At 67.0% G+C, this 26,979-nt stretch carries 24 protein-coding genes and 5 pseudogenes; 11 read left to right on the plus strand and 18 right to left on the minus strand.

The window, feature by feature from the left end:
• Positions 1-36: 36 nt before the first annotated feature.
• From GJ629_RS04740 to GJ629_RS04755, 4 genes are all read right to left on the minus strand, one after another.
• The gene (locus GJ629_RS04740; protein ID WP_157511981.1) at positions 37-243 is read right to left on the minus strand and encodes a hypothetical protein; all 207 of its coding nucleotides are present in this window, start codon (positions 241-243) and stop codon (positions 37-39) included.
• Positions 244-402: 159 nt separating this feature from the next.
• The gene (locus tag GJ629_RS04745; protein ID WP_157511982.1) at positions 403-1,578 is read right to left on the minus strand and encodes a Xaa-Pro peptidase family protein; all 1,176 of its coding nucleotides are present in this window, start codon (positions 1,576-1,578) and stop codon (positions 403-405) included.
• Between the two features lie 31 nt (positions 1,579-1,609).
• Complete coding sequence (locus tag GJ629_RS04750; RefSeq protein ID WP_157511983.1) at positions 1,610-2,221, minus strand: TetR/AcrR family transcriptional regulator; 612 nt, start codon at positions 2,219-2,221, stop codon at positions 1,610-1,612.
• Entirely contained in the window at positions 2,211-2,363 is a 153-nt protein-coding gene (locus GJ629_RS04755) for a hypothetical protein (RefSeq protein ID WP_157511984.1), read from the minus strand. The genes GJ629_RS04750 and GJ629_RS04755 overlap by 11 nt, the downstream gene beginning before the upstream one ends.
• A gap of 89 nt (positions 2,364-2,452) precedes the next feature.
• On the opposite strand from GJ629_RS04755, the gene GJ629_RS04760 reads away from it, so the two are divergent.
• From GJ629_RS04760 to aroA, 4 genes and pseudogenes are all read left to right on the plus strand, one after another.
• Positions 2,453-3,502 carry an ATP-binding cassette domain-containing protein gene (locus GJ629_RS04760; protein WP_157511985.1) on the plus strand — a complete coding sequence of 350 codons (1,050 nt, stop codon included), beginning with the start codon at positions 2,453-2,455 and terminating at the stop codon, positions 3,500-3,502.
• Positions 3,499-4,360 (plus strand): annotated as a pseudogene (locus tag GJ629_RS04765) (ABC transporter permease). The gene GJ629_RS04760 and the pseudogene GJ629_RS04765 overlap by 4 nt, the downstream one beginning before the upstream one ends.
• Positions 4,361-4,400: 40 nt before the next feature.
• Positions 4,401-5,777 carry a hypothetical protein gene (locus tag GJ629_RS04770; protein WP_157511986.1) on the plus strand — a complete coding sequence of 459 codons (1,377 nt, stop codon included), beginning with the start codon at positions 4,401-4,403 and terminating at the stop codon, positions 5,775-5,777.
• A 46-nt stretch (positions 5,778-5,823) separates the two neighbouring features.
• Positions 5,824-7,106 (plus strand): annotated as a pseudogene (gene aroA, locus GJ629_RS04775) (3-phosphoshikimate 1-carboxyvinyltransferase).
• Between the two features lie 147 nt (positions 7,107-7,253).
• Here the strand turns inward: aroA and GJ629_RS04780 are convergent.
• Positions 7,254-7,787, minus strand: a complete 534-nt coding sequence (locus tag GJ629_RS04780) for an HTH domain-containing protein (protein ID WP_157511987.1) — start codon at positions 7,785-7,787, stop codon at positions 7,254-7,256.
• A 227-nt stretch (positions 7,788-8,014) separates the two neighbouring features.
• On the opposite strand from GJ629_RS04780, the gene GJ629_RS04785 reads away from it, so the two are divergent.
• Positions 8,015-8,929, plus strand: a complete 915-nt coding sequence (locus GJ629_RS04785; RefSeq protein WP_157511988.1) for an NAD-dependent epimerase/dehydratase family protein — start codon at positions 8,015-8,017, stop codon at positions 8,927-8,929.
• Here GJ629_RS04785 and GJ629_RS04790 read toward each other — a convergent pair.
• Positions 8,926-10,446, minus strand: a complete 1,521-nt coding sequence (locus GJ629_RS04790) for an ATP-binding protein (RefSeq protein ID WP_197428434.1) — start codon at positions 10,444-10,446, stop codon at positions 8,926-8,928. The two genes, GJ629_RS04785 and GJ629_RS04790, sit on opposite strands and share 4 nt — an antisense overlap.
• Before the next feature lie 117 nt (positions 10,447-10,563).
• On the opposite strand from GJ629_RS04790, the gene rocF reads away from it, so the two are divergent.
• Positions 10,564-11,475, plus strand: coding sequence for an arginase (gene rocF / locus GJ629_RS04795; RefSeq protein ID WP_157511990.1), 912 nt, complete (start codon positions 10,564-10,566; stop codon positions 11,473-11,475).
• 51 nt (positions 11,476-11,526) lie between these two features.
• Here the strand turns inward: rocF and ndk are convergent, their stop codons facing one another.
• The 6 genes from ndk to GJ629_RS04825 form a co-directional block, all read right to left on the minus strand.
• On the minus strand, positions 11,527-12,006 hold the full coding sequence (gene ndk, locus GJ629_RS04800; protein ID WP_157511991.1) for a nucleoside-diphosphate kinase: 480 nt from the start codon (positions 12,004-12,006) through the stop codon (positions 11,527-11,529).
• A gap of 21 nt (positions 12,007-12,027) precedes the next feature.
• Positions 12,028-12,420 carry a 50S ribosomal protein L24e gene (locus GJ629_RS04805; RefSeq protein ID WP_157511992.1) on the minus strand — a complete coding sequence of 131 codons (393 nt, stop codon included), beginning with the start codon at positions 12,418-12,420 and terminating at the stop codon, positions 12,028-12,030.
• Between the two features lie 2 nt (positions 12,421-12,422).
• Positions 12,423-12,650: a 30S ribosomal protein S28e gene (locus GJ629_RS04810; protein WP_157511993.1), complete on the minus strand. Its 228-nt coding sequence runs from the start codon at positions 12,648-12,650 to the stop codon at positions 12,423-12,425.
• An 11-nt stretch (positions 12,651-12,661) separates the two neighbouring features.
• Positions 12,662-13,024, minus strand: coding sequence for a 50S ribosomal protein L7Ae (gene rpl7ae / locus GJ629_RS04815; RefSeq protein WP_157511994.1), 363 nt, complete (start codon positions 13,022-13,024; stop codon positions 12,662-12,664).
• A gap of 426 nt (positions 13,025-13,450) precedes the next feature.
• A complete protein-coding gene (locus tag GJ629_RS04820) occupies positions 13,451-13,855 on the minus strand; it encodes an SRPBCC family protein (RefSeq protein WP_157511995.1) in 405 nt (134 codons plus the stop codon).
• A gap of 1 nt (position 13,856) precedes the next feature.
• Positions 13,857-14,150, minus strand: coding sequence for a hypothetical protein (locus GJ629_RS04825; protein WP_157511996.1), 294 nt, complete (start codon positions 14,148-14,150; stop codon positions 13,857-13,859).
• Positions 14,151-14,227: 77 nt separating this feature from the next.
• Between GJ629_RS04825 and GJ629_RS04830 the strand changes: the two genes are divergently transcribed.
• From GJ629_RS04830 to GJ629_RS04840, 3 genes are all read left to right on the plus strand, one after another.
• Positions 14,228-14,854 (plus strand): MBL fold metallo-hydrolase, encoded by a 627-nt coding sequence (locus tag GJ629_RS04830; protein ID WP_157511997.1) that lies wholly within the window; start codon positions 14,228-14,230, stop codon positions 14,852-14,854.
• A gap of 54 nt (positions 14,855-14,908) precedes the next feature.
• Entirely contained in the window at positions 14,909-15,763 is an 855-nt protein-coding gene (locus GJ629_RS04835) for a translation initiation factor eIF-2B (RefSeq protein WP_157511998.1), read from the plus strand.
• 102 nt (positions 15,764-15,865) lie between these two features.
• A complete protein-coding gene (locus GJ629_RS04840) occupies positions 15,866-16,918 on the plus strand; it encodes a mechanosensitive ion channel family protein (protein WP_231754492.1) in 1,053 nt (350 codons plus the stop codon).
• Between the two features lie 3 nt (positions 16,919-16,921).
• Here the strand turns inward: GJ629_RS04840 and GJ629_RS04845 are convergent, their stop codons facing one another.
• A complete protein-coding gene (locus GJ629_RS04845; protein WP_157512000.1) occupies positions 16,922-17,326 on the minus strand; it encodes a universal stress protein in 405 nt (134 codons plus the stop codon).
• A 125-nt stretch (positions 17,327-17,451) separates the two neighbouring features.
• Here GJ629_RS04845 and GJ629_RS04850 point away from each other — a divergent pair, with 125 nt between their 5' ends.
• Both GJ629_RS04850 and GJ629_RS04855 read left to right on the plus strand, forming a co-directional pair.
• Positions 17,452-17,703 carry an MTH865 family protein gene (locus tag GJ629_RS04850; RefSeq protein ID WP_157512001.1) on the plus strand — a complete coding sequence of 84 codons (252 nt, stop codon included), beginning with the start codon at positions 17,452-17,454 and terminating at the stop codon, positions 17,701-17,703.
• Between the two features lie 51 nt (positions 17,704-17,754).
• Positions 17,755-18,419, plus strand: a pseudogene (locus tag GJ629_RS04855) (metal-dependent transcriptional regulator).
• Positions 18,420-18,431: 12 nt separating this feature from the next.
• Here GJ629_RS04855 and GJ629_RS04860 read toward each other — a convergent pair.
• From GJ629_RS04860 to GJ629_RS16045, 5 genes and pseudogenes are all read right to left on the minus strand, one after another.
• The gene (locus tag GJ629_RS04860; RefSeq protein ID WP_157512002.1) at positions 18,432-19,913 is read right to left on the minus strand and encodes a glutamate synthase subunit beta; all 1,482 of its coding nucleotides are present in this window, start codon (positions 19,911-19,913) and stop codon (positions 18,432-18,434) included.
• Positions 19,913-24,438 (minus strand): annotated as a pseudogene (gene gltB / locus GJ629_RS04865) (glutamate synthase large subunit). The gene GJ629_RS04860 and the pseudogene gltB overlap by 1 nt, the downstream one beginning before the upstream one ends.
• Before the next feature lie 110 nt (positions 24,439-24,548).
• Positions 24,549-25,007, minus strand: coding sequence for a GNAT family N-acetyltransferase (locus GJ629_RS04870; RefSeq protein WP_157512003.1), 459 nt, complete (start codon positions 25,005-25,007; stop codon positions 24,549-24,551).
• A gap of 61 nt (positions 25,008-25,068) precedes the next feature.
• Positions 25,069-26,598 carry a cryptochrome/photolyase family protein gene (locus GJ629_RS04875; protein ID WP_157512004.1) on the minus strand — a complete coding sequence of 510 codons (1,530 nt, stop codon included), beginning with the start codon at positions 26,596-26,598 and terminating at the stop codon, positions 25,069-25,071.
• A gap of 184 nt (positions 26,599-26,782) precedes the next feature.
• Positions 26,783-26,979: pseudogene (locus GJ629_RS16045) on the minus strand (chemotaxis protein CheA); the annotation flags it as partial.

The raw sequence follows: 26,979 nt of genomic DNA on the forward strand, positions 1-26,979 counted from the left end.
TGCCGTCCGGTACAACTGACCGCTGACGGCTGAGCGCTACCGCTCGTTGTACTCGGCCGTCGGGTCGAACATCGGCGGCATCGTCCCGGTACTGCTCGGTTCGAACGTTCGCGGGGCCGCCGTCGTCACTCGCCCGTCGGTCGACCGCCCGGCCGTCGGGCGGTTCGTGGCGGGCGCTGTCCCCGGTGTCTCGGGGGTGGTCTGGGTTCGATACTGCTGGGTCGTCGATGGGTTCGTACTCATGTGGTCGTGGTCGCACGCGGATACTCGGCAACGATGCTGTCGGTCAGAACAGGGCTCGGCCGGCGAGGCCGAGGAAGCGTACACCACGTACCGTAAGTGCCAGCATCGTACTCCTACCCATCACGGCCCGGGCAATAAATGTAACGGTCTATAATTTAGTTACTCGACGACCAGCTCGACCGGGTACTCCGTCAGGTTCTCGTAGCCGTCCTCGGTGACGGCGACGAGGTCCTCGATGCGGACGCCGCCGACTTCGGGGTCGTACAGCCCGGGTTCGATACTGATCACGTTCCCCGGTTGCAGTTCCGCGCCACCGGGACCGACCGATGGGAGTTCGTGGACGTCGAGGCCGACGCCGTGGCCCGTCGAGTGGATGAACCCCGTCTCCGCGCCGTCGTCGGCCCGCAACGTCGGCAGGCCGGCGTTCTCGTAGACGTCACAGGCGGCATCGTGGACGGCCTCGCCGGTCACGCCCGGTTCGACGGCGTCGAGGGCTGCCCGATACGCCCGCTCGGTCAGGTCGTACCACTCCGCGAGCGTCTCGGCGGGCGTCCCGACGCAGAACGTCCGGGTCATATCGGCGTGGTACTTGCTCGCTTTGTTTTGTGGGAAGATGTCGACGATGATGGGCTCGTCGGGGGCGAGGGGGCCGCTCCCGCGGTCGTGTGGGTCGGCGGCGTCGCGGCCGCAGGCGACGATGGTCTCGTCCAGCGCACACCCCGCCCGGAGCAGCGTCACCTCTATCTCCTCTTTGACGCGCTCGCTGGTCAGGACCTCGCCGTCGTGATAGAGCCGGTCGCCCTCTACCGTCGCGCCCGCAAGCAGGTCCTCGGCGGCGGCCATCGCGGCCTCGTTGGCCCGCTGGGCATCCCGAATCGCGTCGAGTTCGTCGTCGGTCTTCACCGCGCGGACGCCCGTCACCGTGGCGTCGCGGTCGACCCGAACGTCGATTCCCTGCTCGCGGAGGCCGTCGGCCCGCGAGAGCGGGAACCGCGGCGGGACGGCGACGGCGTCGACGCCGTAACTATCGAGAAAGCGGGCGATGACCACGTCGTCGGCGTCCTCGCGACCGTGTTCGTCGACGGCCGCGGCGTAGTCGTAGTCGACGAAGCGCTCGACCGTCTCGCCGTCGCTCTCGGCGACGGCACGGCCGTACTCCAGACTGCGGGCGAACAGCAGTCTGACCGATCCGTCGTACAGCGTCAGGAACGGGTCTGGGGCGTCGAACCCCGAGAGGTAGTACTGGTCGGCGTCGGTCGAGTCGGCGTCGATCAGGTAGCCGTCGACACCGGCCGCGTCGAGGTAGTCGTCAAGCGCTGAGAGGTCGCGGCTCATACGGCAGGCTGGGAGCCCGCGTGTCAAAGACTTACCGCCCGTCGGCCAGCAGGCGGTGTTCGAAGTAGGCGTCCAGTTCCGCCCGGACGGCCGCCCGGGCGTCCGCGTCGCTCGTCGCGGTCTGGACCATCGACCCGCTGGCGAGGGTGTGGAGCATCGCCGCGACCTGGTCGGGGTCGACCTCCCGGTAGACGCCGGCTTCGACGCCCTCGGCGACGATGTCGGCCATCCGGTCGCGGAGCAGTCTGTCGTGTTCGGTGAACTGCTGTCGGTACGCCTCGTCGCTTGCGCCCTGCACCCGGAGTTCGGTTATCGCCCGCCGAAAGGCGTCGTCGTCCCTGTCCGACGCCGGGTCCAGCACCCGGTTGAGCAGCGTCGTGAGACGCTCGTGCGGGGACGCGTCCGGGTCGAGACCGAGGCCGTCCTCGAAACTGGTGAGGAGATACCCGAGAAAGTCCAGCAGCAACTCGTCTTTGCTGTCGTAGTGGTGATAGAGCAGCGACTTGCTCTTGGGGAACTCGCGGCTGATCCGGTCTATCGTCAGGTCGGCGTACCCGTGTCGCCGCAGCGCCGCATCGGTCGCCTTGAGTATCTCGACCCGCGTCTCCGTCGGGTCCTCTGGAAACGGTCCGTCACTCGTCATCGGTGTCCTCGCTCGTACCTCCGGCCCTAAAACCGTCACTGTCCCCGATTCGCTGTCCCGGTGTCGACGCCCCGTGAGTCGGCGTGGGCGGCACGTCGACGAGACTCCAACCCGACTGGCGGGCCACGAACGAGCGGTCCATATTATCTGGTAGCGCCCCGACCGTCATAACCGCGTTGACTGAATATTCAATCAGTTATTTTATCAAGGGGGCGACCGCTACGGGCGTGTATGAGTAGCGACACGGGATCGACTGGGGAGGGCGACCGGCCGCTGGCGATAGCGACGGACGGTCTCGAAGTGACCTACGCCGACGGGACGGAGGCGGTCCGGGACGTCTCGCTGTCGGTCCCCGAGGGGGAGTTCTTCGGGTTCCTCGGACCCAACGGCGCGGGGAAGACGACGACCATCAAGACGCTGGCGACGCTTCTGTCCCCGACCAGCGGGGAGGTCCGGGTCAACGGGTTCGACGCCCGGACGGAGCCGGAACGCGTCCGGTCGTCTATCGGTTATATGGCACAGGAGACCAGCGTCGACGAGGAACTGACCGCGCGGGAGAACCTCCGGTTCGCGTGTGAGTCCTACGGTGTCCCGCGGGCCGACCGGAGCGACCGCATCGACGAACTGCTGGAGTTGGTCGACCTCGCCGACGTCGCCGAGAAGGAGGCCGGCGAGTTCTCCGGCGGGATGAAAAAGCGACTGGACGCGGCGACGGCGCTGGTCCACCGGCCGCCGCTCGTCTTCCTCGACGAACCGACGACGGGCCTCGATCCGAAAGCGCGCAACCGCCTCTGGGAGTACTTCCGCCGGATCAACGACCAGGGGACGACCATCTTCCTGACCACGCAGTACCTGGAGGAGGCCGACCAGTTGTGTGAACGGCTGTCGGTGATCCTCGACGGCGAAATCGTCGCCGACGGGACGCCCGCGGACCTCAAACGCGAGGTCGGCGGCGAGATACTGGACATCGAGATAGAGGGGAGCGCGGACGAACGCGAGCGCGCGGTGGCGGTCGCCCGCGAGAGCGACCTCTTCGAGGCGGCCACTGTCGAGACCACCGACGACGGTATCACCGTCACGGCGCGGACCGCCCGCCAACACGGCACCGACCTGCTGGTCGCTCTCCGGGACGAAGATATCGTCGTCACTGGATTCAACGTCCGGTCGCCGACGCTGGACGACGTGTTCCTCGCTATCACGGGCGAACACGTCGAGGAGGGCGGGGCCGACGCGACGGCCGACGCCGCCGAAGTCGCCGCGGCCGACGGGGGTGACCGATGAGTACCCCCACTGCCGAGGACGGCCGCACCACGATGCAGGGCAATAGCTTCGCCGGGGACGTGTGGGTCAACTTCAAACGGTGGACGCTGAAGTCCGTCCGCAACCCGTTCGTCCTCGTCGGATCGTTCGTCCAGCCCATCGTCTTCCTCGTGCTCTTTACTGAGGTGTTCGGCAACGTCGCCGGGCAGGCCCTCCCCGGCGGCATCGCCTACGAGACGTATCTCGTCCCGGCCATCGCGATACAGGTAGCGCTGGCCGCCGCGGCCACCTCCGGCGTCGGGCTGGTCAACGACATCGAGAGCGGGATGTTCGAGAAGGTGCTCGTCTCGCCGATGAACCGCACGGCCGTCTTCCTCGGGAAGACCATCTCCGAACTGCTGCGCATCGCGGTCCAGATCGTGATGATCCTCGGCCTCGGTATCCTGCTCGGCGCGGAGATAGCGACGGGCGTCGTCGGCGCCGTCGGCATCGTGGTCGTCGGCATCGTCTTCTCGCTGTGGTTCATCGCCTTCTCGAACGCGCTGGCGCTGATCACCGAGGACCAGGAGTCGACGATCATCGGCGCGAACCTCCTGCAGTTCCCGTTGCTGTTCGTCTCCTCGGCGTTTTTGCCGCTGTCGTCACTGCCGGAGTGGATACAGACGGTCGCGGCCGTCAATCCCATCACCTACGGCGTCGACGCCGCGCGGGCCATCATCCTCGACGCGACGTGATGGAGGGTGTGGGAGGTGACGGCCTTCGAGGGCATCTGGAACACCGTCGTCCCGGCGGTGGGCGTCCTGCTGGTGCTGGACCTGCTGCTCGGGGGCCGTCGCGGTGTATCTCATCGGTCGGACCACCTCCTCGAAAGTCCAGTAGAAACGAACGAGTTTTTTTCCCGGACCGAGAGCCCTCGGATATGAGAACCAACGACAGGGGGTCGGCGAGTCGTCGGGAACTGCTCCGAGCGGTCGCGGTGGGTGCCGTCGGAGCCGCGGCGACGGGCGTCGCCAGCGGTGCCGAACACGACCGGACGTACGCGCTGGGGTGGGAACACGTCGCCGGCGGCGACGGCGACGACGTGGCGACCGACGCCATCCCGACGCCGGACGGCGGCTTCCTCGCCGTCGGCGCGACCGGGTCCTACGGGGCCGGCACCGCCGACGCGTGGGCGGTCAAGGTCGACGCGGACGGCACCCGCCAGTGGGACCGGCGAACCTACGCCGGCCCCGACGACGACCGGACGGCGGCGGTTGCGGCCGCGCCCGGCGGCGGCTACCTGCTGACCGGGTCGACCACCTCATTCGGCGACGGCACCCGAGCGGTGTGGGTCGGCCGGACCGACACCGAGGGCCGACTCCTCGAAGACCGGACGCTCGGGGCCGGGACGGACAACAGAGCGGGTGCTATCGTCACCGACGGGAGCGGGTACGCCGTCGCCTACACGGCCGGCGGCGACGGCGACCGGACGGCACGGCTGGCCCGCTTCGACCGCGAGGACTCCCTCCAGTGGGACCGCGCGTTCGAGAGCGACCCCCGCGAGACGGTCGCCGACGCCCGGCGGACGGACACCGGATACGTCGTCGTCGGGACGAGTCGAGCGAGCGGCGACGACCGGCCGACGGGGTGGGTCCGGGCGACCGACAGCGGCGGCACCACCCTCTGGACGCGCCGTATCGGTGGCGACCAGACCGACTGGGTCCATGCCGTCACCGGACGGACGGGCGGCGGCTCCCTCGTCGTCGGCGACTCGGACCCGTTCGGGACCCGACGACCGTGGCTCACCGCCGTCGCTGCCGACGGCACCGTCGACTGGACGACGCTTCTGGACGGGGTGAGCGCCCGCGGCGCGGTGGCGCTGTCTGAGGGGTATCTCGTCCTCCGGACGGCCGAGGACGGGACGGCAGTGCTTGACCGGGTCGACGAGACGGGAACCAGTCGCTCGACACAGCGAATCGCGGGGACGGACGCCGTGGACGCGGCCGCCTTCGGCCCGACTGAGCGGGGGTATCTCGTGGCCGGTCGGTTGACCGACGGGGCCGACCAGTTGTGGATGAGCGAGTTGACGACCGAACGCTTCGAGGGCGCCGCGGGGCCGCCGGCCAGCCTCGACGACGACCCGCTGTACGAGGACATCGACGGCGACGGGGACGGCGACCTCTTCGACGCGTTGACCTACTACGACGAGCGAAACAGCGACCGGGTCGAGTCGAACCCGCGGCGGTACGACTTCGACGGCGACGGCGACGCCGGCGACCTCTTCGACACGCTGGCGCTGTTCGAGAAAGTGTCCTGAGCGGGCGAACGGTAGCCTCTTTTAGTCGGCCCGACCAGCCCCACGTATGGACGTAACGATCACAGCGTCGACGGTGTCTGGCACCGCGACCGCCCCGCCGTCGAAGAGTTACACGCACCGCGCGATTCTCGCGGCCGGGTACGCGGCGGGCGCCACCGTCGAGAGCCCGCTGGTCAGCGCCGACACGAAAGCCACGATGGCCGCCGTCGAGCCTACGGCGGTGACGTGGTGACTCGCGAGGACAGCCTCGAAGTCGTCGGGTTCGACGGCGACCCCGAGACGCCGGCGGACGTACTCGACTGTGCCAACAGCGGCACGACGATGCGGCTCGTCACCGCGACGGCCGCTCTCGCCGAGGACCTCACTGTCCTCACCGGCGACAGCTCTCTCAGGGACCGCCCGCAGGGGCCGCTGCTGGACGCCGTCGAGCAACTGGGCGGGCGCGCCGAGAGCACCCGGGCCAACGGACAGGCGCCGCTGGTCGTCGGCGGCCCCGTCGAGGGCGGGTCGGTCGCTATCCCCGGTGACGTCTCCTCACAGTACATCACTGCGCTGCTGATGGCCGGCGCGGTCACCGAGGACGGCATCGACGTCGAACTGGAGACGGAACTGAAGTCCGCGCCGTACGTCGACATCACTATCGAGGTGCTGGCGGACTTCGGCGTCGAGGCGACGGCCACCGAGAGCGGATTCAGCGTCGACGGCGGACAGACCTACGCGCCCGCTGACGGCCGCTACACCGTCCCCGGTGACTTCTCGTCTATCTCGTATCTCCTCGCGGCGGGTGCGCTCGCGGCCGAGGACGAACTCGTCGTCGAGGGTGCCTACCCCTCCGCACAGGGCGACGCGGCAATCGTCGACGTCCTCGAACGGATGGGCGCGGATGTCGAGTGGAACCGCGAGGAAGGACGCATCACCGTCACACAGTCGTCGCTGTCGGGCGTCGAGGTCAGCGTGGCCGACACGCCGGACCTGCTCCCGACTATCGCCGTCCTCGGGGCCGTCGCCGACGGGACGACGACCATCACCGACGCCGAACACGTCCGCTACAAGGAGACCGACCGCGTGACGGCGATGGCCGAGGCGCTCACCGAGATGGGGGCCGAAGTCGAGGAACAGCGCGACTCACTCACCATCTACGGGTCGGAGACGGACCTGACCGGGGCGGCCGTCGACGGGCGGGCCGACCACCGCATCGTGATGTCACTGGCCGTCGCGGGCCTCGTCGCCGACGGGACGACCACCGTCTCCGACGCCGAGGACGTCGACGTGTCCTTCCCCGACTTCTTCGACGTGCTCGCCGACCTCGGCGCGTCGGTCAGTCGGTGACCGACGGCGGACGCTCGCCAGCAACGAAGCGCTCGCTCTCCGCCAGATGGTAACAGTACCGACGGCGAGGACGAACTGCGTCGATAGTGAGACGGCCATAGCCCTACTTAGGGCTACGTAATTATAAACAGTGTAGGTTTCTGTGGGTTAGTGTTCCGGGTCCTCAGCGGGGGCGACCATATCGTCGATGGTGAGGATGAGGCTATTGCCGGTGTCGTCTTTGCCCGAGAGCGTGCCCACGATTTGGAGTTTCGACAGCGGTGTCGGGCCGACGGTGACCGTCTCGCCCTCCACGAAGTCCGCTATCGAGCCCTGCAGTTTGATGCGCGCCCGACACTTCTCGGGGTGGTGGACGCTCGTAAGGTCTATCTCCTCGACGTTGGCCGACTCGACGCGTTCGCCGGCGTAGAACAACGGGACCTCCGCGGCCTTGTCCATCTCCTGGATCTGGAGGGCGTCGTAGGCGTTGGCCGTCGGTTTGTATCCGCCTTTCGGCCCGGGGACTCCCTCGACTAGTTGGAGAGCTTTGAGACTCTGCATCTGGTTTCGGATCGTCCCGGGGTTGCGGTCGACCTTGTCCGCGATGTCCTCGCCTTTTACCGCGCTCTCGCTGTCCCGAAACAGGTTGATCAACTCCTGTAAGATACTCTTCTGACTCGGTGTGAGTTCGATTGATGACATAACCGTTCTTTAGTCGTAGCTACCCTTAAAACCGATGGTGATGATAAATAGTGATGGGTAAATACAGCTATACAGGCCGTCATACGTAGCAATAGAACGTTTGTCCGTTCGAAATCGACAGTCTGGACTGGTCCGAATCGTTCACTACGAGCGGTGTTTGACCCGGTTCTGATACGTGTGTCTCGGGGAGCGAAACCGATTTGTTTCGCCCAATGGAGGCAAACAGTATGAACGACAATCGCGTGCTGGTAACCGGCGGGGCAGGCTTCATCGGGTCGAACCTCGCGAACGCGCTCGCGACGGACAACGAGGTCGTCGTCGTCGACGACTGTTCGCTGGGGACGCCGGAGAACCTCGACGACGGCGTCGAGTTCCACGAACTGAGCGTCGTCGACAGCGACCTCCCGACGGACGTCGACGTCGTCTTCCACCTCGCCGCTCGCTCCTCGTACGCGATGCACGAGGAGGACCCGACGCGGGGCGCCCGCGTCAACATCGAGGGGTTCGTCAACACCGTCGAACAGGCCCGACAGGACGGCTGTGACACCGTCGTCTACGCCTCGACGTCCTCCATCTACGGGAGTCGGACCGAGCCCTCGCCCGAGGATATGGACATCGAGTCCAACACCGGCTACGAGGCGTCGAAACTCGCTCGCGAGCGCTACGCCCAGTACTTCCACAACCACTACGATATGCAGATGGCCGGCCTCCGGTACTTCTCGGTGTATCAGGGCTACGGCGGGGCCGAGGAGCACAAGGGGAGTTACGCGAACGTCATCGCGCAGTTCGCCGACGACATCGCCAGCGGCGACCCGCCCGTGCTGTACGGCGACGGCGAGCAGACCCGGGATTTCACCCACGTCTCGGACATCGTCCGCGGCACCGTGCTGGCGGCCGAACACCGACTGAACGGCGCGTACAACGTCGGCACGGGCGAGCGGTACTCGTTCAACACCGTCGTCGAGATGCTCAACGACGAACTCGGGACGGATATCGACCCCGAGTACGTCGAGAACCCGATCCCCGAGTCCGTCTACGTCCACGACACCTGCGCCGACGCCACGAAACTCCGCGAGGCGACCGGGTGGGAACCACAGGTGTCCTTCGAGGAGGGTATCGAACGGGTCTGTTCGCAGTACTAGTCGGCAACCGGAGTGGTGCCGAGAATCTCGAAACGGGCGCCGCCGTCCTCGCTGTCGGTCACCACCAGTTCCCAGCCGTGGGCCTCGACGATGTCGTTGACGATGGCGAGGCCGAACCCGGTCCCGTCCGCGTCGGTCGTATAGCCCGCTTCGAGGATGCTCTCGCGTTGCTCTTTTGGGATGCCGGGGCCGTCGTCGGCCACCGCGAACCCGTGTATCGGCTCCGACCCCGGCTGGTTCGGCGCCGGGCGGGCGATGGATTCGACGGTGACCCTCACGTCGGGCCCGGCGTGTTCGACGGCGTTGCTGAACAGGTTCTCTAGCAGGCGCTGCAGGCGGGTCGGGTCCCCCTCGACGGTCCCGACGTCGTCGCCGAGAACCAGTTCGCCCGTCTCGTTGCCGGCCGTCGTCCACGCCTGAACCGCCGTCTCCGCGAGGTCGACGGCCTCGGTGTCGATGACTGTCTGCCCGTACTTCGCCAGTGACAGCACGTCGTCGATGACGTCGTTGATACGACTGTGGGCGTCGGCGACGGTGTCGAGATGCGGGCTGTCACAGTCCTCCTCGACCAGCGCCAGCGCCGACCGGGCGACCTGCAACGGGTTGCGCAAGTCGTGACTGACGACTTCCGAGAAGCCGCGGAGGCGTTCGTTCTGCCGCCGAATCTGTTGCTCGCGCTCTTTGCGAGCCGTGATGTCGTGTGTCACGCCTATCAACCCGACGATGTCGCCGTCCGCGTCCCGCCAAGGGACCTTCGAGGTGACGTTCCACTGGTCGAGCGCCGGGAGGTACTCCTCTTTGTCCTCGACGGCCACGCCGTTCTCGATGACGTAGATGTCGTCCTCGAAGGCCCGCCAGGCGTGGTCCTCCTCGACCATATCCATCTCGACGTCGGCGTTCCCGATGAACTCCGCCATGTCTTCCTCGAAGTACTCGCGGCTGATGTGGAGGTGGCGACCGTTGACGTCTTTGACGTAGAGGTGGACCGGAATCGTCTCCATGAGAGCCTCGAACAGCTGGCTCTTGTGCAGTAACTCCCTGAGCGTGTCCCGGTCGAGTCCGTCGTCCAGCAGCGCCTCGACCTGTCGGTCGCTGACGTTCGGGTACTCGATAGCCGTCGGGGGGTCGTCGATGTCGTAGGCCTGTCGACGCCGGGCACGCTGTTCGAGGACGCGCTCGATGGCGTCCGCGAGGGAGTTTATCGAGGCTGGGCCGTCGCCCTCGACCGTGGCGTCGACGTCCGCGTCGAGGTCGCAACCGGCACCGTAGGCGACGATGGGTAACAGCGGGTACGACGACCTGACCGACCGGACGACGTCCGCCGTCCCGACGGCGGCGTCGTGGACGACGACCAGACAGGTGACGTCCGGCCACGCTAGTCGCGACTGCGCCTCCGATGCGTCGCCGGTCCAGTCGACGGTCAACCGGTCACGGGCCTCGGCGAGCGCGCGCCCCAGCTGTCTGGCCTGCTCCCCGTTGCTCGCCAGCAGTTCGACCGTCGCCCCCGTCTCCGACATTCGTGCTACCCATTGCGATGCCGTAGTCATAACTGTTGGCTCGGGAGCGCCGACCGTGTCCGTCCCACCCCGGTATCGCCGCCAGTGCTAATGACTCAGAGCGAGTGTACTGTGAGTATGGATCGACCGATTGGCGTCCTCGGCGTCCCGATGGACCTCGGGGCCGACCGCCGCGGCGTCGATATGGGACCGTCGGCGATCAGATACGCCGGCCTCGTGGAGGAACTCCACGACATCGGCTACGACTGCCGCGACCACGGCGACCTGCGCGTCCCCCGACCGGAGGGCCGTGACCCCGACAGCACACCGCCCGACGACGGCCACGCGAAGTACCTCGCGGAGACACGGGACGTCTGCCAGCGTCTCGGCGAGGCGGTCGCCGATATCGTCGACAACGGCGCGTTCCCGTTGGTGTTGGGCGGCGACCACTCCATCGCTGTCGGATCCGTCGCCGGGGCCGCCCGCGACCGCAGGACCGGCGTCGTCTGGTTCGACGCCCACGCGGACTTCAACACGCCGACGACGACGCCAAGCGGGAACGTCCACGGGATGCCGCTGGCCGCGATTCTCGGGGCCGACAGCTTCGCCGGGAGCGACTGGGCGGACGTGCCGACCGTCGACGCCGAGAACGTCGCGCTGGTCGGCGTCCGCAGCGTCGACGAGACCGAGCGCGAGGCACTGCTGGACAGCGACGTGACGGTCTACACGATGTCCGACATCGACGCGCGCGGCGTCACGACCGTCGTCGAGGACGCCCTGTCCGTCGCCACCGACGGTACCGACGCCGTCCACGTCAGCCTCGATTTGGACTGGCTGGACCCGGGCGAGGCCCCTGGCGTCGGGACGCCCGTCCGCGGCGGCGTCTCCTACCGGGAGGCCCACGCGGCGATGGAGCGACTCGCCGCCCCCGAGGTGCCGATGAGGAGTATGGAACTCGTCGAGGTGAACCCGATACTGGACGACCACAACGCGACGGCCGAACTCGCCGCCGAACTCGCAGCGTCCGCGCTCGGCAAGCGCGTCCTCTGAACGGCGCCGCCGCTGTCTACGTGTGACGACGACCGAGAAGACGGCGGGCGTTCAGTGGGATTCTTCTTCGTAGACCCACGTGGCGTCGGTCCGCTCGTAGTCGACGAGTTCCTCCTCGTCGAAGAAGAGCTCTATCTCCCGCTCGTTCGCGCCCTCGTCCTCGTGGTCGCTCCCGTGGATGATGTTCTGCCCGAGGTCCAGTCCGTAGTCGCCGCGGATGGTGCCCGGGGCGGCCTCGGCGGGGTCGGTCGCGCCCATCATCTGGCGGACCTGTCGGGTCGCGTCCGCGCCCTCCCAAACCATCGCCATAACGGGCCCGGAGGTGATGAACTCGACGAGGCCGTCGAAGAAGGGCTTGCCCTCGTGTTCGCCGTAGTGCTCGTGGGCGAGGTCCTCGTCTATCTGCATGAACTTCGCGCCGACCAGCTTGAGCCCGCGGTCCTCCAGACGGGTGATTATGTCGCCGACCAGCCCGCGCTGGACGGCGTCCGGTTTTGCCATTACGAACGTGCGCTCGTCGTGGTGACTCATAATAAGGAAACGTGTGTCCGCTCAGGCCTCGGCTTCCTCGGCCTGATCGTCGTCCTCGCTCGATTCGTCCTCGGCGTCGGCGTCCGCGTCAGCCTCGTCCTCGGCATCAGCGTCCGCCTCGTCCTCGACGGCTTCGAGGTCGGGCGCGGCCTCGCTGTCCGCCTCGGCGTCGGCGTCGGCCTCGGCCGCCTCCTCCTCCTCGGCCTCACGCTCGGCCGAGACAGTGGTCTGGCGGTCGCTCTCGCGGCCGGCCGCCGTCCAGTTCTGCTCGCGCGCCTCACGGCCCAGGTCGGCGTTCTTCTCGCACTTCGACGAGCAGAAGTCGACCGTGTTGCCGTTGACGCGGACCAGCATCGTGCCCGTTCCGGGCTCGATGTCGGCCCCGCAGTAGTCACACTCTCGTTGCTTGGGCATTGTCACTGACCTCCGATGGAGTCGGCCTCGCGGGCGGTCTCCCGGAGCTGGAGCACGTCGCCCTCGCGGACGGGGCCCAGCACGTTCCGGGTGATGATCCGACCCTGGTTGCCGCCTTCCCGGAGCCGGCACTTGACCTGCATGGCCTCGCCGTGCATCCCGGTGCGGCCGACGACCTCGATCACTTCGGCGGCGGTCGAACCGCCACTCTCGGATTCCTCTGCGCTCATATCAACTCACCCTATCGGAGTTCCTCGACCTTGTCGGCGATGTCCTCGACGTCGCTCGTGGCGTCGCCGGCATCGACGATGGCCGCGGCGGCACTGCCGACCTCGAGGCCGGCCGCCTCACCGAGACTGTCCTGCTCGGCGACGAACACGAAGGGGATGTCTTTCTCGTCGGCCAGTTCGGGGAGGTGCATCACGATCTCCTCCGGCTGGACGTCCTCGGCGACGAGGATCATCTCCGCCGTCGCGCGCTCGACGGCTTTGGTCGTCTCGTTCGTTCCTTTCTTTACTGCTCCTGTGTCCCGCGCGACCTCGAGCGCCTCGAGGGCGTCGTCTTCGAGATCGGCAGGGACGTCGAAATCGACATACACTGGCATGGTTGTGGTCACCTCCTGCGCGTGGGCTCGCGCTCCCCCGCCGTTTCGGAGGCCGCCCCTCCGGCGGCACCGAAGCCGGTACCGCGGAAATCCTAGATGGCTAGGAGCATCATCAACCCCGCGCAGGCTGTACCACGAAGTGTACCGCCGTACCTAAAAGCGCTTTCGAAGGCGCCTAGCGCGTGCGAACCGACACCACGGTCAATCGCCGGCGAAGACAGCGTCTCGCTGGTTCCGTGCAGCCACGCGCTGGAACGGCTCGCCGTCGCTCGGAATAGCCCGCTCGACGGCGCTTCCCGGTGATACGCTTCCCGTGGGGACGGCAGCAGACTCGCCCATACCGGCACGTCTCGGCCAGCGCGTGGATTAGTGTCACACCGGTCCCAAATCGTGAGAACGCCCGGCACACCATCGAAACTGCCGCCGTCAGTTCGGCGCCGCGATCCCCGCGATACGGTCGAGCGCCCGCCGACACACCGGGACGTACCCGGCCGCAAGCGGCGGCAGGTCGAGCGTGACGCGACAGCGGTCCCCGGAGAGCGACTCGACGCGGTGGCCCGTCGCCGGGATGCGTGCCACCTCCCACTCCCAGACGTAGGGCTCACACCGGGTGATTTCGAACGGCACCGACACGCCGACTGGCGTCTCCACGCGCCCGGTCGTCCCGCGCTGGATCACCCGCTCGCTCGCCGTGACACCACGGACTGACGGCCCCCACTCGGGCCAGCGCTCGGTGTCGGTCAGTATCTCCCAGACATCTTCCGCGGGCGCGTCGACCGTCCGGTCGACCAGAATCCGGCGTCGGCCGTCGACGCGACCGAGACGGACCATCTCACTCGCCCTCCGTGACCGCCCGGAGCGCGGCGCAGTACTCGGCGGCGAGGGCTCGGCGGTCGCTCCCGTTGCCGTCCCCGTCGAGAATCGACACAACCCTCTCACAGCCATCGAGCAGTCGCGTGCGGCGTTCGCCCGCCGGGACCTTGTTCGTCGCGACGGTCCGGGCCGTGGTGATCAACGCCCGTGCAGTCTCACGGTCGCCGGAGCGAAGCGACCGCTCGGCCTCGCCGAAGGCCTGGACGAGGACCGCCCGGGCGTCCGCCGGAATCCCGTCGTCGACCGCAGTCATACCACGCCGTTGGGACGCCAGCGACAAGTAGGCGCGGCCGGCGGAACGCTCAAGCCGAGGGCGGGCGACCGGCCCGTATGAACGTCGAGACGCTCGCCTTCGAGTGGTCCTACGACGGGCTCGTCGAACCGCTGTCAGTCCACGTCGTCGAGGGGGACGGGGCGACGGTGCTGGTCGGCGGCGGCGACGAACCCATCGCCGAGAACTTGACCGCGGCCGCCCGCAAGCGTGACGTGGACGTAGTAGTGGCCGAACACGGCCACATCGACCACTACGGCGCGATACCGACGCTGGTCGAAGAACTGGCCGTGTCGGTCGCCGTGCCGGCGGGAGACGCCCACGTGCTCCAGGCGGCCGGAATCGCGGTCGATCACGAACTCCGTGGCGGGGAGAGCCACTGGGGACTGGACGTGATTTCGACGTCGGGGCACACGCCCGGGAACGCGGCGTTTCTCGCCGACGGGGTACTGCTCGCGGGCGACACCGTCGCCGGCAGCGACTCGCCGTTCGCGGCTCAACGGGAGTGGAGCGGGCCACTCGCGCTGTTCCGAGAGCGGTTCACCGAGGACCAGGCGGCGGCCGCGGCGAGCGTCGGGAAGCTACGGGAGTGCGCTATCGAGTCGATACGGCTCTCCCACGGGACGGGCGTTGATGCGGACGCGGGCGCGGCCATCGAGACGCTGTGTCGGGACCTCGGAGTGTAGCCGCGTCCGGTAGTGAGTCAGAAAGCCTTTGCACCGAAGCGTCGAAGGTCGGGTATGATCGACGAAACCATCGAGGAGATCGAGGAGATGCAGACCCACAGCTCCTCGGTCGTCGCGGTGAAGGCCGCCCGCGCCCTCCGGTCGCTCACCGATCAGGAGTTCCCGACCGTCGAGGAGTACATCCGCGCCCTCGAACGGAACAGCAACGCCCTCAAGCGCGCGAAACCCTCCCACGCGTCGCTGTACAAGACCCAGCGCGAGATAGTCACTGCCGTCACGGATGCCAACCCCGACACCGTCGAGGAGGCACAGGTCCAGACCGACGAGGTGATAGATCGGGTGGTCGAGACCGTCGAGACGGCCAAGGAGGGGGCCGCCGAGACGGCGCTTGACCTCTTGGGGGACGATATGACGCTGCTCGTCCACGACTACTCGACGACGGTCCTGCGGACCCTCGAACTCGCCGCCCAGAAGGGCTACGAGATGACCGTCTACGTCACCGAGGCGCGCCCCCGGTACCTCGGACGCAAGACCGCCCGCCACCTCGCGGAGTTCCCGGAGTTCGAGACGCACCTCGTCGTCGACAGCGCCTGCGGGCACTTCCTCCCGGAGTGTGACCGCGTGCTGGTCGGGATGGACAGCGTCGTCGACGGCAAACTCCACAACCGCATCGGCACCTACCCGATCACGGCGACGGCGGCGGACGTGGGCGTCCCGGTCACGGCCATCGGGGCCGCCGCGAAGATGCCCGAGGGAGGGTTCAAGTTCGTCAACGAGTTCCGGTCGGTCAGCGAGGTGATGCGCGAACCGGCCGACGGCTTCGCGGTCGAGAACCCCAACTACGACGCGACGCCGGTCGAGTTGCTCGACTGCATCGCCACCGACGAAGGGATTCACACCTACGACTGACCGCGGCCGCGCGTGACACAACCCTTTTTGTCCGGCCGAGTGTCTCAGTTTTCAACGATGGACCCCGGAGGCGTCCTGCTGGCAGTGACGAGGCTCAGGTCGATGTTGGACGAGATACTCGGAACGCTCCCGTCGTGGGTCGTCGACCTCGTCGAGGTCGGTATCGTCCTCGTCATTGCCTACGGCACGTCGAGACTGCTGGTCAGACTGCTCGGTCGCCGCCTCTCACAGCGGTTCCGCCGGCCGAGCCTCACCCGGACGGCGCTGCGGGGCGTCAGAGTCTCCGTGTTCCTGCTGGCGATGCTCGTCATCCTGCGCATCTTCGGCCTCCAACTGGGCGACATCGCCCTCTCGGTGACGGTGTTCTCGGCCGCCATCGGTGTCATCCTCGCGCCCATCGTCGGGAGCATCATCAGCGGCGTCTTCCTGCTGGCCGACCAGCCCTACGAAATCGGCGACATGGTCGAAATCGTCGACAGCGACCAGCGCGGGTTCGTCGACGACATCACGCTCCGGTACACGAAGATATTCACTCTCGACAACACGTTCGTCGTCATCCCGAACGGCGAGATACGCAAGCGCGACGTAATCAATTTCTCCGCGGAGGACACCCGGACCCGACAGACGCTCGACGTCGTCGTCACCTACGAGGGGGACTTAGACGAGGCGCGGCGGATCATCGAGCGCTCGGCCAGAAGCGTCGAGGGCGTCATCGAGGGCGGGCCGAGCATCCGCGTCGGGGCGGCCCGCTACCCGGCGGCACCGACCTGCTACATCGACACCTACGGCGACCACGGGGTCCACCTCCGGCTACGCTACTGGCTTGAGGAGCCGTACAGTCTGCTCGCCGCTCGCTCGCGGATCCAGACGGAGATATGGTCGCGGCTGGGCGATGCGGACGTCGAGATAGCCTATCCCCACTCCCACGTCGTCTTCGACGACACCAGCGGCGAACTCCCGGTATCGATGTCCCAGCGGGAACAGCCGACGCCCGACGTGGGCGGCCGGTCGCCGAAGCGGCGGCAGGGGACCGATACGGGCGCGGACGAGTCACCGGAACGACCGGGACCGGACCCGAGCGAGGACGACCCCGGCGCGACGGAGACGGACCCGACGACGACCGATCCGGGGACGACGCAGGACAACAGAGAGTGACGGTCAGGACGCGGCGACGGTGACGACCCGACAGTCGAGTTCGTCGTCGAGAAACGTCGCCAAGTCCGGGTCGTCGACGAGGCGGCGGACCATCGCTCGCCATCGACTGGTCTGTTTCTCACCGATCACGACGACGTCGGCCTCTTCGCCGGCTATCTCGTCGAGAATCGTCTCCTCGACGAGCAATCCCGACCGGACGACGTACCGCGTGTCCGGCAGGTACCCGAACTCCGACTCGACGGCGTCTTTCAGCGCCGTCCGCGTCACCCGGCCGTTGTCCTGATAGAGGTTCACGTGGAGGACGGTCAACAGCGCGTCCTCTGTTTCCGCGACGCGGATGGCCTCCTGCAGCGTCGCCCGGGAGTGTTCCGTGAGCGGGTACCGCACCGGGACTACCACTGTCGTCATCGCGTCCCGATACGACGCCGCCACTGTGAAAGGTTTCGATTGGACGCGATGGTAAACTACAAACGAGTTTCGCATTTCAAATCTCGAATGGTTTTTGAGGGAGGTACCCGAAAGGGGCAGATGCTATGGTAGACCACGACGACCTCAGAGAGCAGTTCGTCGAAGCGTTCGAAGGCGCCGACTATCCCATCTCCTCGCCGATGGACCTCGTGCCGGCCCTGCCAAACGGGCCGTCGACGAAGTTCGAGTCCGGCGAGTTCTCGATGACAGCGATGGAGTTGAACACGAAGCTCGGCAGCGGGAACTTTCCGTACGACGACGTCGAGGCCTTCGTCGACGACGTGATGGTCCAGCTAGAGGATCAGGACCTGATCTGAGTCGGCGTCGGAGACAGCTTTTATACACCGGTCCGACCGAGGTAGAAGTAGATGCTCAGTCCGCAGATGGAGGACTACCTCAAGGCGATACACGAGCTCCAGCGGGAGACGGACGACCCCGTTGCGACCTCGACCATCGCCGAGAGCCTCGACGTGACGCCGCCGACGGCCACGAGTATGATGGAGAAACTCGAGGACCGCGGCCTCGTCGAGCGCGAGAAGTACAAGGGAGTCCGCCTCACCGAGGAGGGCGAGACCATCGCCATCGAGGTGATCCGCCACCACCGCCTGCTGGAGACGTACCTCACCGAGAAACTGGGCTACGACTGGGCGGCCGTCCACGAGGAGGCCGACCGACTGGAACACCACATCTCCGAGGAGTTCGAGCGCCGGGTCGCCGCGGAACTCGACGACCCCGACGTCGACCCGCACGGCGATCCGATCCCCAGCGACGCTCTCGAACTGGTCGATGACGAGGCGGGTGCGACGGCGCTCAGCGAGTGCGCCGAAGTGACAGAGTCACCGTCACGCGGGTCCGGGACCGCGACCCGGACGAACTGGCGTACCTCGACCGCGTCGGCGTCACGCCGGGGACGACGCTCCGGGTCGTCGAGATAGCGCCCATCGGCGTGATCGAAGTCGAGATAGACGACGGCGAGACGGTCTCGCTGCCGGAACACGTCGCGGCGACCATCCGCGTCGAGACGACGGCGTGAACGGGGCGTCGCCTACTGGCGCGAGACGACCGGTTCGTTCGCCGTCTCGAGGCTCGCCGGCAAGTCGGTCTCGCCCGTCAGGTACCGGTCGATATCCCGGGCCACGTCCCGGCCGTCGCCGATAGCCCAGACGATGAGCGACGGCCCGGAGCTGGCGTCGCCGGCGGCGAAGACGCCGTCGACGCTCGTCATATGGTCGTCGCCGGTAGCGAAGGTCCCGTCCTCAGTCATCTCGACGCCGAGCGGGTCGAACGGCGTCGACTCGGGACCGGTGAACCCGGTCGCGAGGAGGACCATATCGGCGGCTATCTCGATGCCCTCCTCGACGATATGCTTCTCCCAGCCGTCCTCGCCGGCCTCCCACTCGACGCGGTTGGCACGGAGCAGGTCGACCGCGCCGTCGTCGTCGGTGTCGAGGAACGCTTGGGTGTCGACGCAGTACTCCTCGACGCCACCCTCCTTCTGGGAGTAGGACTGCTCGTAGGTGCCCGGCTGTTCGGGCCAGCGGTTGCCCTCGGGACGCTCCTCGGGCGGTTTCGGGAGCAGTTCGATCTGGACGACTTCTTCGGCACCCTGTCGGTGGGCCGTCCCCACGCAGTCGGCACCGGTGTCGCCACCGCCCAACACGACGACGTTCTTGCCCTCGGCGTCGAACGCCTCGGGCGTGGCGACGCCGCCGGACGACCCGGGGTTGGCCCGCGGTAGATACTCCATCGCGAAGTGGATGCCGTCGAGGTCACGGCCGTCGATTGGGATGTCGATCGGTTCCTGTGAGCCGACGGCGATACAGGCGGCGTCGTACGCCTCGTCCAGTTTCGCCGCGGGGATGTCCTCGCCGACTTCGACGCCGCACTCGAAGGTGATCCCCTCCTGCCGGAGTTGGTCGATGCGGCGGTCGACCTTCTCCTTCCCGAACTTGGCGTCCGGGATACCGTAGCGCATCAGACCGCCGGGTTTCTCGTCGCGTTCGTACACCGTCACGTGGTGGCCGACGCGGTTGAGTTGCTGGGCGGCGGCGAGTCCGGACGGCCCGGACCCGACGACGGCGACCTCGTAGTCCGTCCGGTTTTCGGGCGGTTCGGGCTGGATCCAGCCCTCCTCCCAGCCGCGGTCGACGATTGCCCGCTCGATGGACTTGATGGTCACCGGGTCGTCGTTGTAGTTCAGCGTGCAGGTGTTCTCACACGGCGCCGGGCAGTTGTACCCCGTGAACTCCGGGAAGTTGTTCGTCGCGTGGAGCCGTTCCAGCGCCCGCTTCCAGTCCTCGCGGTAGACGAGGTCGTTCCATTCGGGGATGATGTTCCCGATGGGACAGCCGCTCATACAGGCCGGCGTCCCGCAGGTCATACAGCGCTCGCCCTGCGAGCGGAGGTGCTCCTCGTCCCACTCCTGTTCCCAGACCTCCTCGAAGTCGTCCTTGCGCTCTTCGGGGTCGCGTTTGGGGATCGGTTCGCGCTCGTTCTGCAGGTAGCCGTCGGGGTGTCCGTCGGACATCAGTCATCACCCTCCGTAGGGGTCGGCGCCGTCTCCGGTTGTGGCGGCGGCGAGACGCGGATGTCCTCGCCGTCCGCGAGTCGCTGTTGGACCACGTCGGCGTAGGCGTTGGGCATCACCTTCACGAACTGGTCGACGTAGGCCGACCAGTTGTCCAGAATCTCCTCGCCGCGTTCGCTGTCGGTGTACCGGACGTGGTTCTCGATCATCCGCTTGACCATCTGGCGGTCCCGTTCGCTGTCCAGCGTCTCCAGCGAGACCATATCCTTGTTGACGTCGTCGGCGAAGTCACCGTCCTCGTCGAGGACGTAGGCCTCGCCGCCGGACATCCCGGCGCCGAAGTTCTTGCCCGTCTCGCCGAGGATGACCGCGACGCCGCCGGTCATGTACTCACAGCCGTGGTCGCCGACGCCCTCGACGACGGTCTTGACGCCGGAGTTGCGGACGGCAAAGCGCTCGCCCGCGCGGCCGTTGAAGTACGCCTCGCCGTCGGTCGCGCCGTACAGCGCGACGTTGCCGGTGAGGATGTTCTCGCTGGCCTCGTAGCCCGCCTCCTCGGGCGTCCGGAGGATCACTTTCCCGCCGGAGAGGCCCTTCCCGCAGTAGTCGTTCGCGTCGCCGTCCAGTTCCATCGTGATGCCGGACGCGAGGAAGGCACCGAAGCTCTGCCCGCCGGTCCCGGTCAGCGACAGGGAGATAGTGTCCTCCGGAAGGCCGTCCTCGCCGTGGGCCTTCGACACCTCGCTGGCGAGCATCGCGCCGAGCGTCCGGTCCTCGTTGCCGATTTCGAGGTCGATGTCGACCGGGTCGCCGTCCTCGATGGCCGGTCGCGCCCGTTCGATTATCTCGGGGTCTATCTTCTCGTCGAGCCCGTGGTCCTGCTCGATGGTCTTGTGCAGGTCGTCGTCACCGTTCGGCACCGACAGCACGTCCGCGAGGTCGACGTGTTCGGCTTTGGGGTGGTCGACGTCCTGTTGGTCCAGTAAGTCGACCCGACCGATCATCTCGTCCATCGTCTCGAAGCCGAGTTCGGCCATTATCTCCCGGACCTCCTGTGCCATGTGGCGGACGTAGTTGGCGACGTACTCGGGGTCGCCGGGGAACCGCTCGCGCAACTCCTCGTCTTGGGTGGCGACACCCACAGAGCAGGTGTTGTTGTGACACTGCCGGAGCATCAGACAGCCACAGGTGATCAGCGGGGCCGTCCCGAAGCCGTACTCCTCGGCGCCGAGCAAGGCGGCGACGGCCACGTCCCGGCCGGTCTTCATCCCGCCGTCGACCCGGACCTTGATCCGCGAGCGCAGGTCGTTCTCGACGAGGACCTGCTGGGCCTCGGCGATACCGAGTTCCCACGGGAGGCCGGCGTTCTTGATCGACGTGCGCGGGGACGCGCCCGTCCCGCCGGAGGCCCCGGAGATGAGCACCGAGTCGGCCTTGGCCTTCGAGACGCCGGCCGCGATGATGCCCACGCCTTTCTCCGAGACGAGTTTGACGTGGACGCCCGCGTCGGGGTTCGAGCACTTCAGATCGTGGATGAGTTGCGCCAGGTCCTCGATGGAGTAGATGTCGTGGTGTGGCGGCGGGCTGATCAGCGGGACGCCCGGCGTCGTCGACCGGGTGTCGGCGATTATCTCGTTGACCTTCTCGCCGGGGAGGTGCCCGCCCTCGCCGGGTTTGGAGCCCTGTGCCATCTTGATCTCCAGCATCTCGGCGTTGGCCAGATAGTGGCTCGTCACGCCGAAGCGGCCCGATGCGACCTGCTTGTTCGCACACTCACGCTCGGTGCCGAAGCGCTCGGTCGGTTCGCCGCCCTCGCCGGTGCCGGCGAAGCCGCCGACCCGGTTCATCCCGGCCGCCAGCGTCTCGTGAGCCTCCTTGCTCAGCGACCCGAACGACATCGATCCCGAGAAAAAGCGCTGGCATATCTCCTCGACCGGTTGGACCTCCTCGACGGGGATGGACTCTCGTTCCTCGGTCGAAAAGTCCAGCAGGCCCCGCAGCGTCTGGAGGCGCTCCTGCTGGTCGTTGATCATCGACGCGAACTCGGTGTAGGCCTCGTAGTCGTCGTTCTGGGCGGCGTGCTGGAGTTTCCCGATGGTGTTGGGGTTCCACTGGTGGAACTCGCCGTCGCGCCGCCAGTTCAGTTCCCCGCCCTGATCGAGCGCGAGCGTCCCGGGAACGTCGGACTCGAAGCCGTGGTCGTGGCGTTCCAGCAGGTCCCGCTCCAGTTGCTCGATACCGATGCCCTCGGTGCGGTTCTCGGTCCCCTCGAAGTACTCCGCGACGAAATCAGAGTCCAGCCCGACGGCCTCGAATATCTGTGCGCCCTTGTAGCTCTCAAGCGTCGAGATGCCCATCTTGGCCATCACCTTCTGGATGCCGTCCTCGACGGCGTGGCGGTACTGGTCGAGCGCTTGCTCTACGTCGTGGTCGACGATGTCCTCGTGGACGAGATTCTCGATGGTCTCGTAGGCGAGGTACGGCGTCACCGCGTCGGCACCGTAGCCGACGAGCGTACAGAAGTGATGGACCGCACACGGCTGGCCGCTCTCGACGACCAGTCCGGTGTGGGTCCGAAGGCCCTCGCGTACGAGGTGGTGGTGGACGCCGCCGGTGGCCAGCAGGCTCGGGATTGGCACCCGGTCGGGACCGGTGTTCCGGTCCGAGAGGACGAGCAGTTCGGCCCCGTTCTCGACGGCGTCGACGGCCTGCTCGCGGACGGACTCGACGGCCGATTCGAGGTCGCCGCCTCTCTCGTAGGTGATGTCTATCGTCTCGGCCGTGATGCCGTTCTCGTCGATGTCGGCGACGGCCGCCTGCTCCGAGCGACTGAGGATGGGCGATTCGAGGTGGAGCTGTCGGCAGTGCTCGGGCGTCTCGCCCAGCAGGTTCCGCTGGTGGCCGACGTGCTGTTCCAGCGAGGTGACCGTCTCCTCGCGGATGTAGTCGATTGGCGGGTTCGACACCTGCGCGAACAGCTGTTTGAAGTACGTAAACAGCGTCTTGTTGCGGCTGGATAGCACCGACAGCGGGGTGTCGTTCCCCATCGCGCCGACGGGGTCTTTCCCGTCGGTCGCCATCGGCTCGACCAGTCCTTCGACGTGGTCCATCGTGTAGCCGAACGCGCGCTGGTGGGCCGTGATGTCCTCCTCGACGTAGGTCGGCCGCTCTGCAGCCGCGGGGTCGAGGTCCGAGAGCGTGACCTCGTTGTCGTCCAGCCACTCGCCGTACTTTTCGTCGGTGAGCTGATCGAATATCTCCTCGTCGGGGACGATGCCGCCCTCGTCGGGGTCGGCGTAGAACATCTGTCCCGGCTGGAGGCGGTCCTTCCGGACGACGCGGTCGGGGTCGATGTCGAGCGCGCCCGTCTCGCTGGCCATCACCAGTCGCTCGTCCTCGGTGACGAGATATCGGCAGGGGCGGAGGCCGTTGCGGTCCAGCACCGCGCCGACGCTGAAGCCGTCGGTAAAGGCGATGAGCGCCGGGCCGTCCCACGGTTCGTTGATCGTCGAGTGATAGCGGTACCACTCCTCGCGCTCGGCCGGCAGCGAGTCGTCTCCCTCCCACGCCTCCGGGACGAGCATCCGCATCGCGTGGGGGACCGACCGGCCGCTCTCGACCAGCAACTCGAGGACGTTGTCGACGACGGCGGTGTCGCTCTGGTCCTCGTCGGTGATGGGTTTCAGTTTCTCGACGTCCTCGCCGAAGGCCTCGCTCTGCAGGTCGGCCTCGCGGGCTTTCATCCAGTTGAGGTTCCCACGGAGAGTGTTTATCTCGCCGTTGTGATGATGTTCCGGTAGGGGTGGGCCAGTTCCCACGCCCCGAGCGTGTTCGTCGAGAATCGCGAGTGGACGAACGCGAGTCGCGAGACGACCCGCTCGTCGGAGAGTTCGGGATAGTACTCGCGGACCTGCGCTTCCGTCAACAGCCCCTTGTACACTATCTTCCGGCGGTCGAGCGAGCAGACGTAGAACCGCTCGGCACCGGTCGGCTCCTCGCGTTCGACGCGGTTCTCGACGACCCGACGGAGGACGTACAGCCGCGTGTCCAGCGTCTCCGGGTCGAGGTCCGTCCGCGGCCGGACGAACACCTGCTGGACGTCCGGTTCCGTCTCGACGGCCGTCTCGCCCAGCGACTCGTTGTTCGTCGGCACGTCCCGCCACGCGACGACGTCGAACCCTTCCGCGTCGGCGGCGTCTTCGAACAGCGCCTTCAGTTCGGCGCTGTCGCCGTCTTTTGGGAGGAACAACTGCCCGACACCGTAAGAGTCGAACTCGCCGAGGCCCTCGACCTCGTCGGTGAAAAACTCGTGCGGTTTCTGGATGAGCATCCCTGACCCGTCGCCGGTGTTCTCTTCCGCACCGCGTGCGCCCCGGTGATCGAGGTTCTCTAGAAGTTCGAAGCCGTCTTCGACTATCTCGTGGTCGCGTTCGCCGGAGAGGTTGAGGAGGACCCCCACCCCGCAGTTAGCTTTCTGCTGTGACGGGTCGACCAGACCCGTACAGTCGTCGTCGGATTGTGCCATTGTGTGCCTAATGCTGTCGAAAATGTATATATAAGTAATTCGGTTACCATCCAGCGGGAACCGACCACAGGATTATACACTTCCAGTCGGTAGGGACACGCTCCGCTCCCCTACCGGTCGGCCGACCGCCGGAGCGTCGCCGCCGGGAGGCCGTACCACTCCGCGTCGCCGGTCACCTCGTATCCCTGTGTCTCGAAGAAATCGACGGCGTGGTCGGGAGCCACGGCGCGGGGCGTCGTGCTCTCCTCGACGCGGTCTTGGAGGCGGGAGAGCAGTTCGCCGCCGAACCCCTCGCACTGGTAGTCGGGACTGACGAACAGCGACTGGACCTCGCCCGTCGCCGGGTCGACGATGCCGTAGCCCACAGCGGTCACTTCCGTCTCGACGACTAACACCGTCGACGAGTCGTCCGCGACCCGAGCCTGTAACTCCCCGCCGACCCGGGCGACGATGTCGGCGACTTCGTCGGCGTCGTAACTGTCGCGGTAGGCCGCCTCGACGGCCTGCCGGCGGACGATAGTCAGTGCCGGCACGTCCCCCGGAGTCGCCTCGCGGATACGAACGTCCATACCGCCGTCTCACGCCCCCGGGAACAAAAACGGTCCCGTCCTGCTGCCCGCCGACGGTCTCTCAGAGAGCGCCGTCACGCGCTCGTTCGCGGAGGCGCGACGCCCGCTCCCGGATGGCAGATAGCTCCTCGTCGTCTTTGTTGTCGAGGTGGTTGTACACCAGTCCCATCCGGTGGTTGTCCCCGAGGCGGTCCTCGTTGCGGTCCAGAAAGTCCCAGTAGAGAGCGTTGAACGGACAGGCGCCCTCGCCGGTCGTCTTGGTCTTGTAGTAGGGACAGCCCGAGCAGTGGTCGCTCATCTTGTCGACGTAGTTGGCCGAGGAGACGTACGGTTTCGTCGAGAGAACGCCCGACCCGAACGTCCCCATCCCGACGACGTTCGGCGTCGTCACCCAGTGGTAGGCGTCGACGTAGGCGGCGTGGAACCATCGGTTCAGCGCCTGCGGCGAGACGCCCAGAAGCGTTCCGAAGTTCGACAGCACCATCAGCCGCTCGATGTGGTGGGCGTAGCCCCGCCGGCGGACGCCCTCGATAGCGTCGCCCACGCAGGCCATCTCCGTCTCGCCCGTCCAGAAAAAATCCGGCAGCGGTTCGGTCTGGTCGAGTTGGTTCGCGTCGGCCAGTTCGGGCATCTCCCGGCGGTAGACGTGGCCCATAAACTCCCGCCAGCCCAGGACTTGGCGGACGAACCCCTCGACGCTGTTTATCGGTACGTCCGGGTCGTGACTCCGTTCGACCACGCGGTCCAGCACCTCCCGCGGGTGGAGCAGACCGACGTTCAACGCAGCCGAGAGCAGCGAGTGCGCCATCGCCCACTCGCCGCCGACCATCGCGTCTTGATAGGGGCCGAAGTCGGGGAGACACGCATCGACGAAGTGGTCGAGAACCGAAAGCGCCTGCTCGCGCGTCACCGGCCACCGGAACGGTTCCGGGTCGGCCCACGCTCCGCCGTACGGTTCCTCGCCGTAACTTCCGTCGAAGGTATCTTCTACCCACTGCCGGGTTTCCAGCGTCGTCGCGTCGGGTTCGAACGTCGGCGGGTCGGGTGGGCTGTACCCCCCCGGCGGCGTCTCTCGGTTGTCGTCGTCGAAGTTCCACTCGCCGCCGACGGGGTCGTCGCCAGCCATCAGGTAGCCCGTCCGCCGGCGCATAAACCGGTAGAACTCTTCTTGGCGGTAGGCGTCGGTGTCGCCGGCCCACTCGTCGAACGCCGCAGGCGAACAGAGAAAGAGGTCGTTTTCGACCACGCGGATAGTGCCGTCGAGGGAATCGGCGATGGATCGGAGGCGGTCGGCGCCACCGTGACTCGGCGGCCGCATCACGACGAGTTCGTCGCCGGGGTGGGCCGCGAAGTGCTCGCGGAAGCCGTCCGCGAACGTCTCTACTTGTCGGTAGTCGACGGTGCGCCCCCGCTCCCGCAACTCGTCCCGGAAGTGGCGCATCGCCGCGAAGACGAGCGTCAGTTTGTGCGGGTGATACGGGAGTTTCCGCGCGAACGACTCGGCCTCGATAAGCAGGACGCGGTCGTCCGGCCGGGCCGCGAGCGGCCCCACCTCGGGGTGGAGTTGGTCGCCCAGAACCAGCACTGTCATAGGTTCCATAGCGGCCCGACCGACCTAAACGGCGGGACGGGCACTCATAGTGTTTCTTGTAGCTGTGTACCGGTTCGACCGCCCGAAATCGTCCTGCGGAGTGACACGACGCGGGGCTCGGGAGGCGAACAGCGTGCGCCTCCCGGTGGGCGGTCGATACCGAAATGACCTACAAGAAACACTATCAAAACAGGTCCTCGGGGTCGGCCTCGGTCTGGTCGCTGCGCTCGACCAGCAGCGAGTCCAGTGCCTCGCTCAGTTGGGCCTCGTTCGGGAGGGCGTGAATCTCACAGTCGAAGGCGATGTCGTCGGTCTCGATGCGGGACTCGATGGTGTAGGCGTGGGTCTGGAACGGACCCAGTTGCTCGGTGACGATTTCGA

The organism is Halapricum sp. CBA1109, from assembly GCF_009741825.1.
Classification (GTDB): Archaea; Halobacteriota; Halobacteria; order Halobacteriales; family Haloarculaceae; genus Halapricum.

Bases quoted from the DNA above. Each gene is read 5' to 3' on its own strand.
- GJ629_RS04740 (WP_157511981.1), bottom strand. From the start codon at position 243: ATGAGTACGAACCCATCGACGACCCAGCAGTATCGAACCCAGACCACC.
- GJ629_RS04745 (WP_157511982.1), bottom strand. From the start codon at position 1,578: ATGAGCCGCGACCTCTCAGCGCTTGACGACTACCTCGACGCGGCCGGT.
- GJ629_RS04750 (WP_157511983.1), bottom strand. From the start codon at position 2,221: ATGACGAGTGACGGACCGTTTCCAGAGGACCCGACGGAGACGCGGGTC.
- GJ629_RS04755 (WP_157511984.1), bottom strand. From the start codon at position 2,363: ATGGACCGCTCGTTCGTGGCCCGCCAGTCGGGTTGGAGTCTCGTCGAC.
- GJ629_RS04760 (WP_157511985.1), top strand. From the start codon at position 2,453: ATGAGTAGCGACACGGGATCGACTGGGGAGGGCGACCGGCCGCTGGCG.
- GJ629_RS04770 (WP_157511986.1), top strand. From the start codon at position 4,401: ATGAGAACCAACGACAGGGGGTCGGCGAGTCGTCGGGAACTGCTCCGA.
- GJ629_RS04780 (WP_157511987.1), bottom strand. From the start codon at position 7,787: ATGTCATCAATCGAACTCACACCGAGTCAGAAGAGTATCTTACAGGAG.
- GJ629_RS04785 (WP_157511988.1), top strand. From the start codon at position 8,015: ATGAACGACAATCGCGTGCTGGTAACCGGCGGGGCAGGCTTCATCGGG.
- GJ629_RS04790 (WP_197428434.1), bottom strand. From the start codon at position 10,446: ATGTCGGAGACGGGGGCGACGGTCGAACTGCTGGCGAGCAACGGGGAG.
- rocF (WP_157511990.1), top strand. From the start codon at position 10,564: ATGGATCGACCGATTGGCGTCCTCGGCGTCCCGATGGACCTCGGGGCC.
- ndk (WP_157511991.1), bottom strand. From the start codon at position 12,006: ATGAGTCACCACGACGAGCGCACGTTCGTAATGGCAAAACCGGACGCC.
- GJ629_RS04805 (WP_157511992.1), bottom strand. From the start codon at position 12,420: ATGCCCAAGCAACGAGAGTGTGACTACTGCGGGGCCGACATCGAGCCC.
- GJ629_RS04810 (WP_157511993.1), bottom strand. From the start codon at position 12,650: ATGAGCGCAGAGGAATCCGAGAGTGGCGGTTCGACCGCCGCCGAAGTG.
- rpl7ae (WP_157511994.1), bottom strand. From the start codon at position 13,024: ATGCCAGTGTATGTCGATTTCGACGTCCCTGCCGATCTCGAAGACGAC.
- GJ629_RS04820 (WP_157511995.1), bottom strand. From the start codon at position 13,855: ATGGTCCGTCTCGGTCGCGTCGACGGCCGACGCCGGATTCTGGTCGAC.
- GJ629_RS04825 (WP_157511996.1), bottom strand. From the start codon at position 14,150: ATGACTGCGGTCGACGACGGGATTCCGGCGGACGCCCGGGCGGTCCTC.
- GJ629_RS04830 (WP_157511997.1), top strand. From the start codon at position 14,228: ATGAACGTCGAGACGCTCGCCTTCGAGTGGTCCTACGACGGGCTCGTC.
- GJ629_RS04835 (WP_157511998.1), top strand. From the start codon at position 14,909: ATGATCGACGAAACCATCGAGGAGATCGAGGAGATGCAGACCCACAGC.
- GJ629_RS04840 (WP_231754492.1), top strand. From the start codon at position 15,866: ATGTTGGACGAGATACTCGGAACGCTCCCGTCGTGGGTCGTCGACCTC.
- GJ629_RS04845 (WP_157512000.1), bottom strand. From the start codon at position 17,326: ATGACGACAGTGGTAGTCCCGGTGCGGTACCCGCTCACGGAACACTCC.
- GJ629_RS04850 (WP_157512001.1), top strand. From the start codon at position 17,452: ATGGTAGACCACGACGACCTCAGAGAGCAGTTCGTCGAAGCGTTCGAA.
- GJ629_RS04860 (WP_157512002.1), bottom strand. From the start codon at position 19,913: ATGTCCGACGGACACCCCGACGGCTACCTGCAGAACGAGCGCGAACCG.
- GJ629_RS04870 (WP_157512003.1), bottom strand. From the start codon at position 25,007: ATGGACGTTCGTATCCGCGAGGCGACTCCGGGGGACGTGCCGGCACTG.
- GJ629_RS04875 (WP_157512004.1), bottom strand. From the start codon at position 26,598: ATGACAGTGCTGGTTCTGGGCGACCAACTCCACCCCGAGGTGGGGCCG.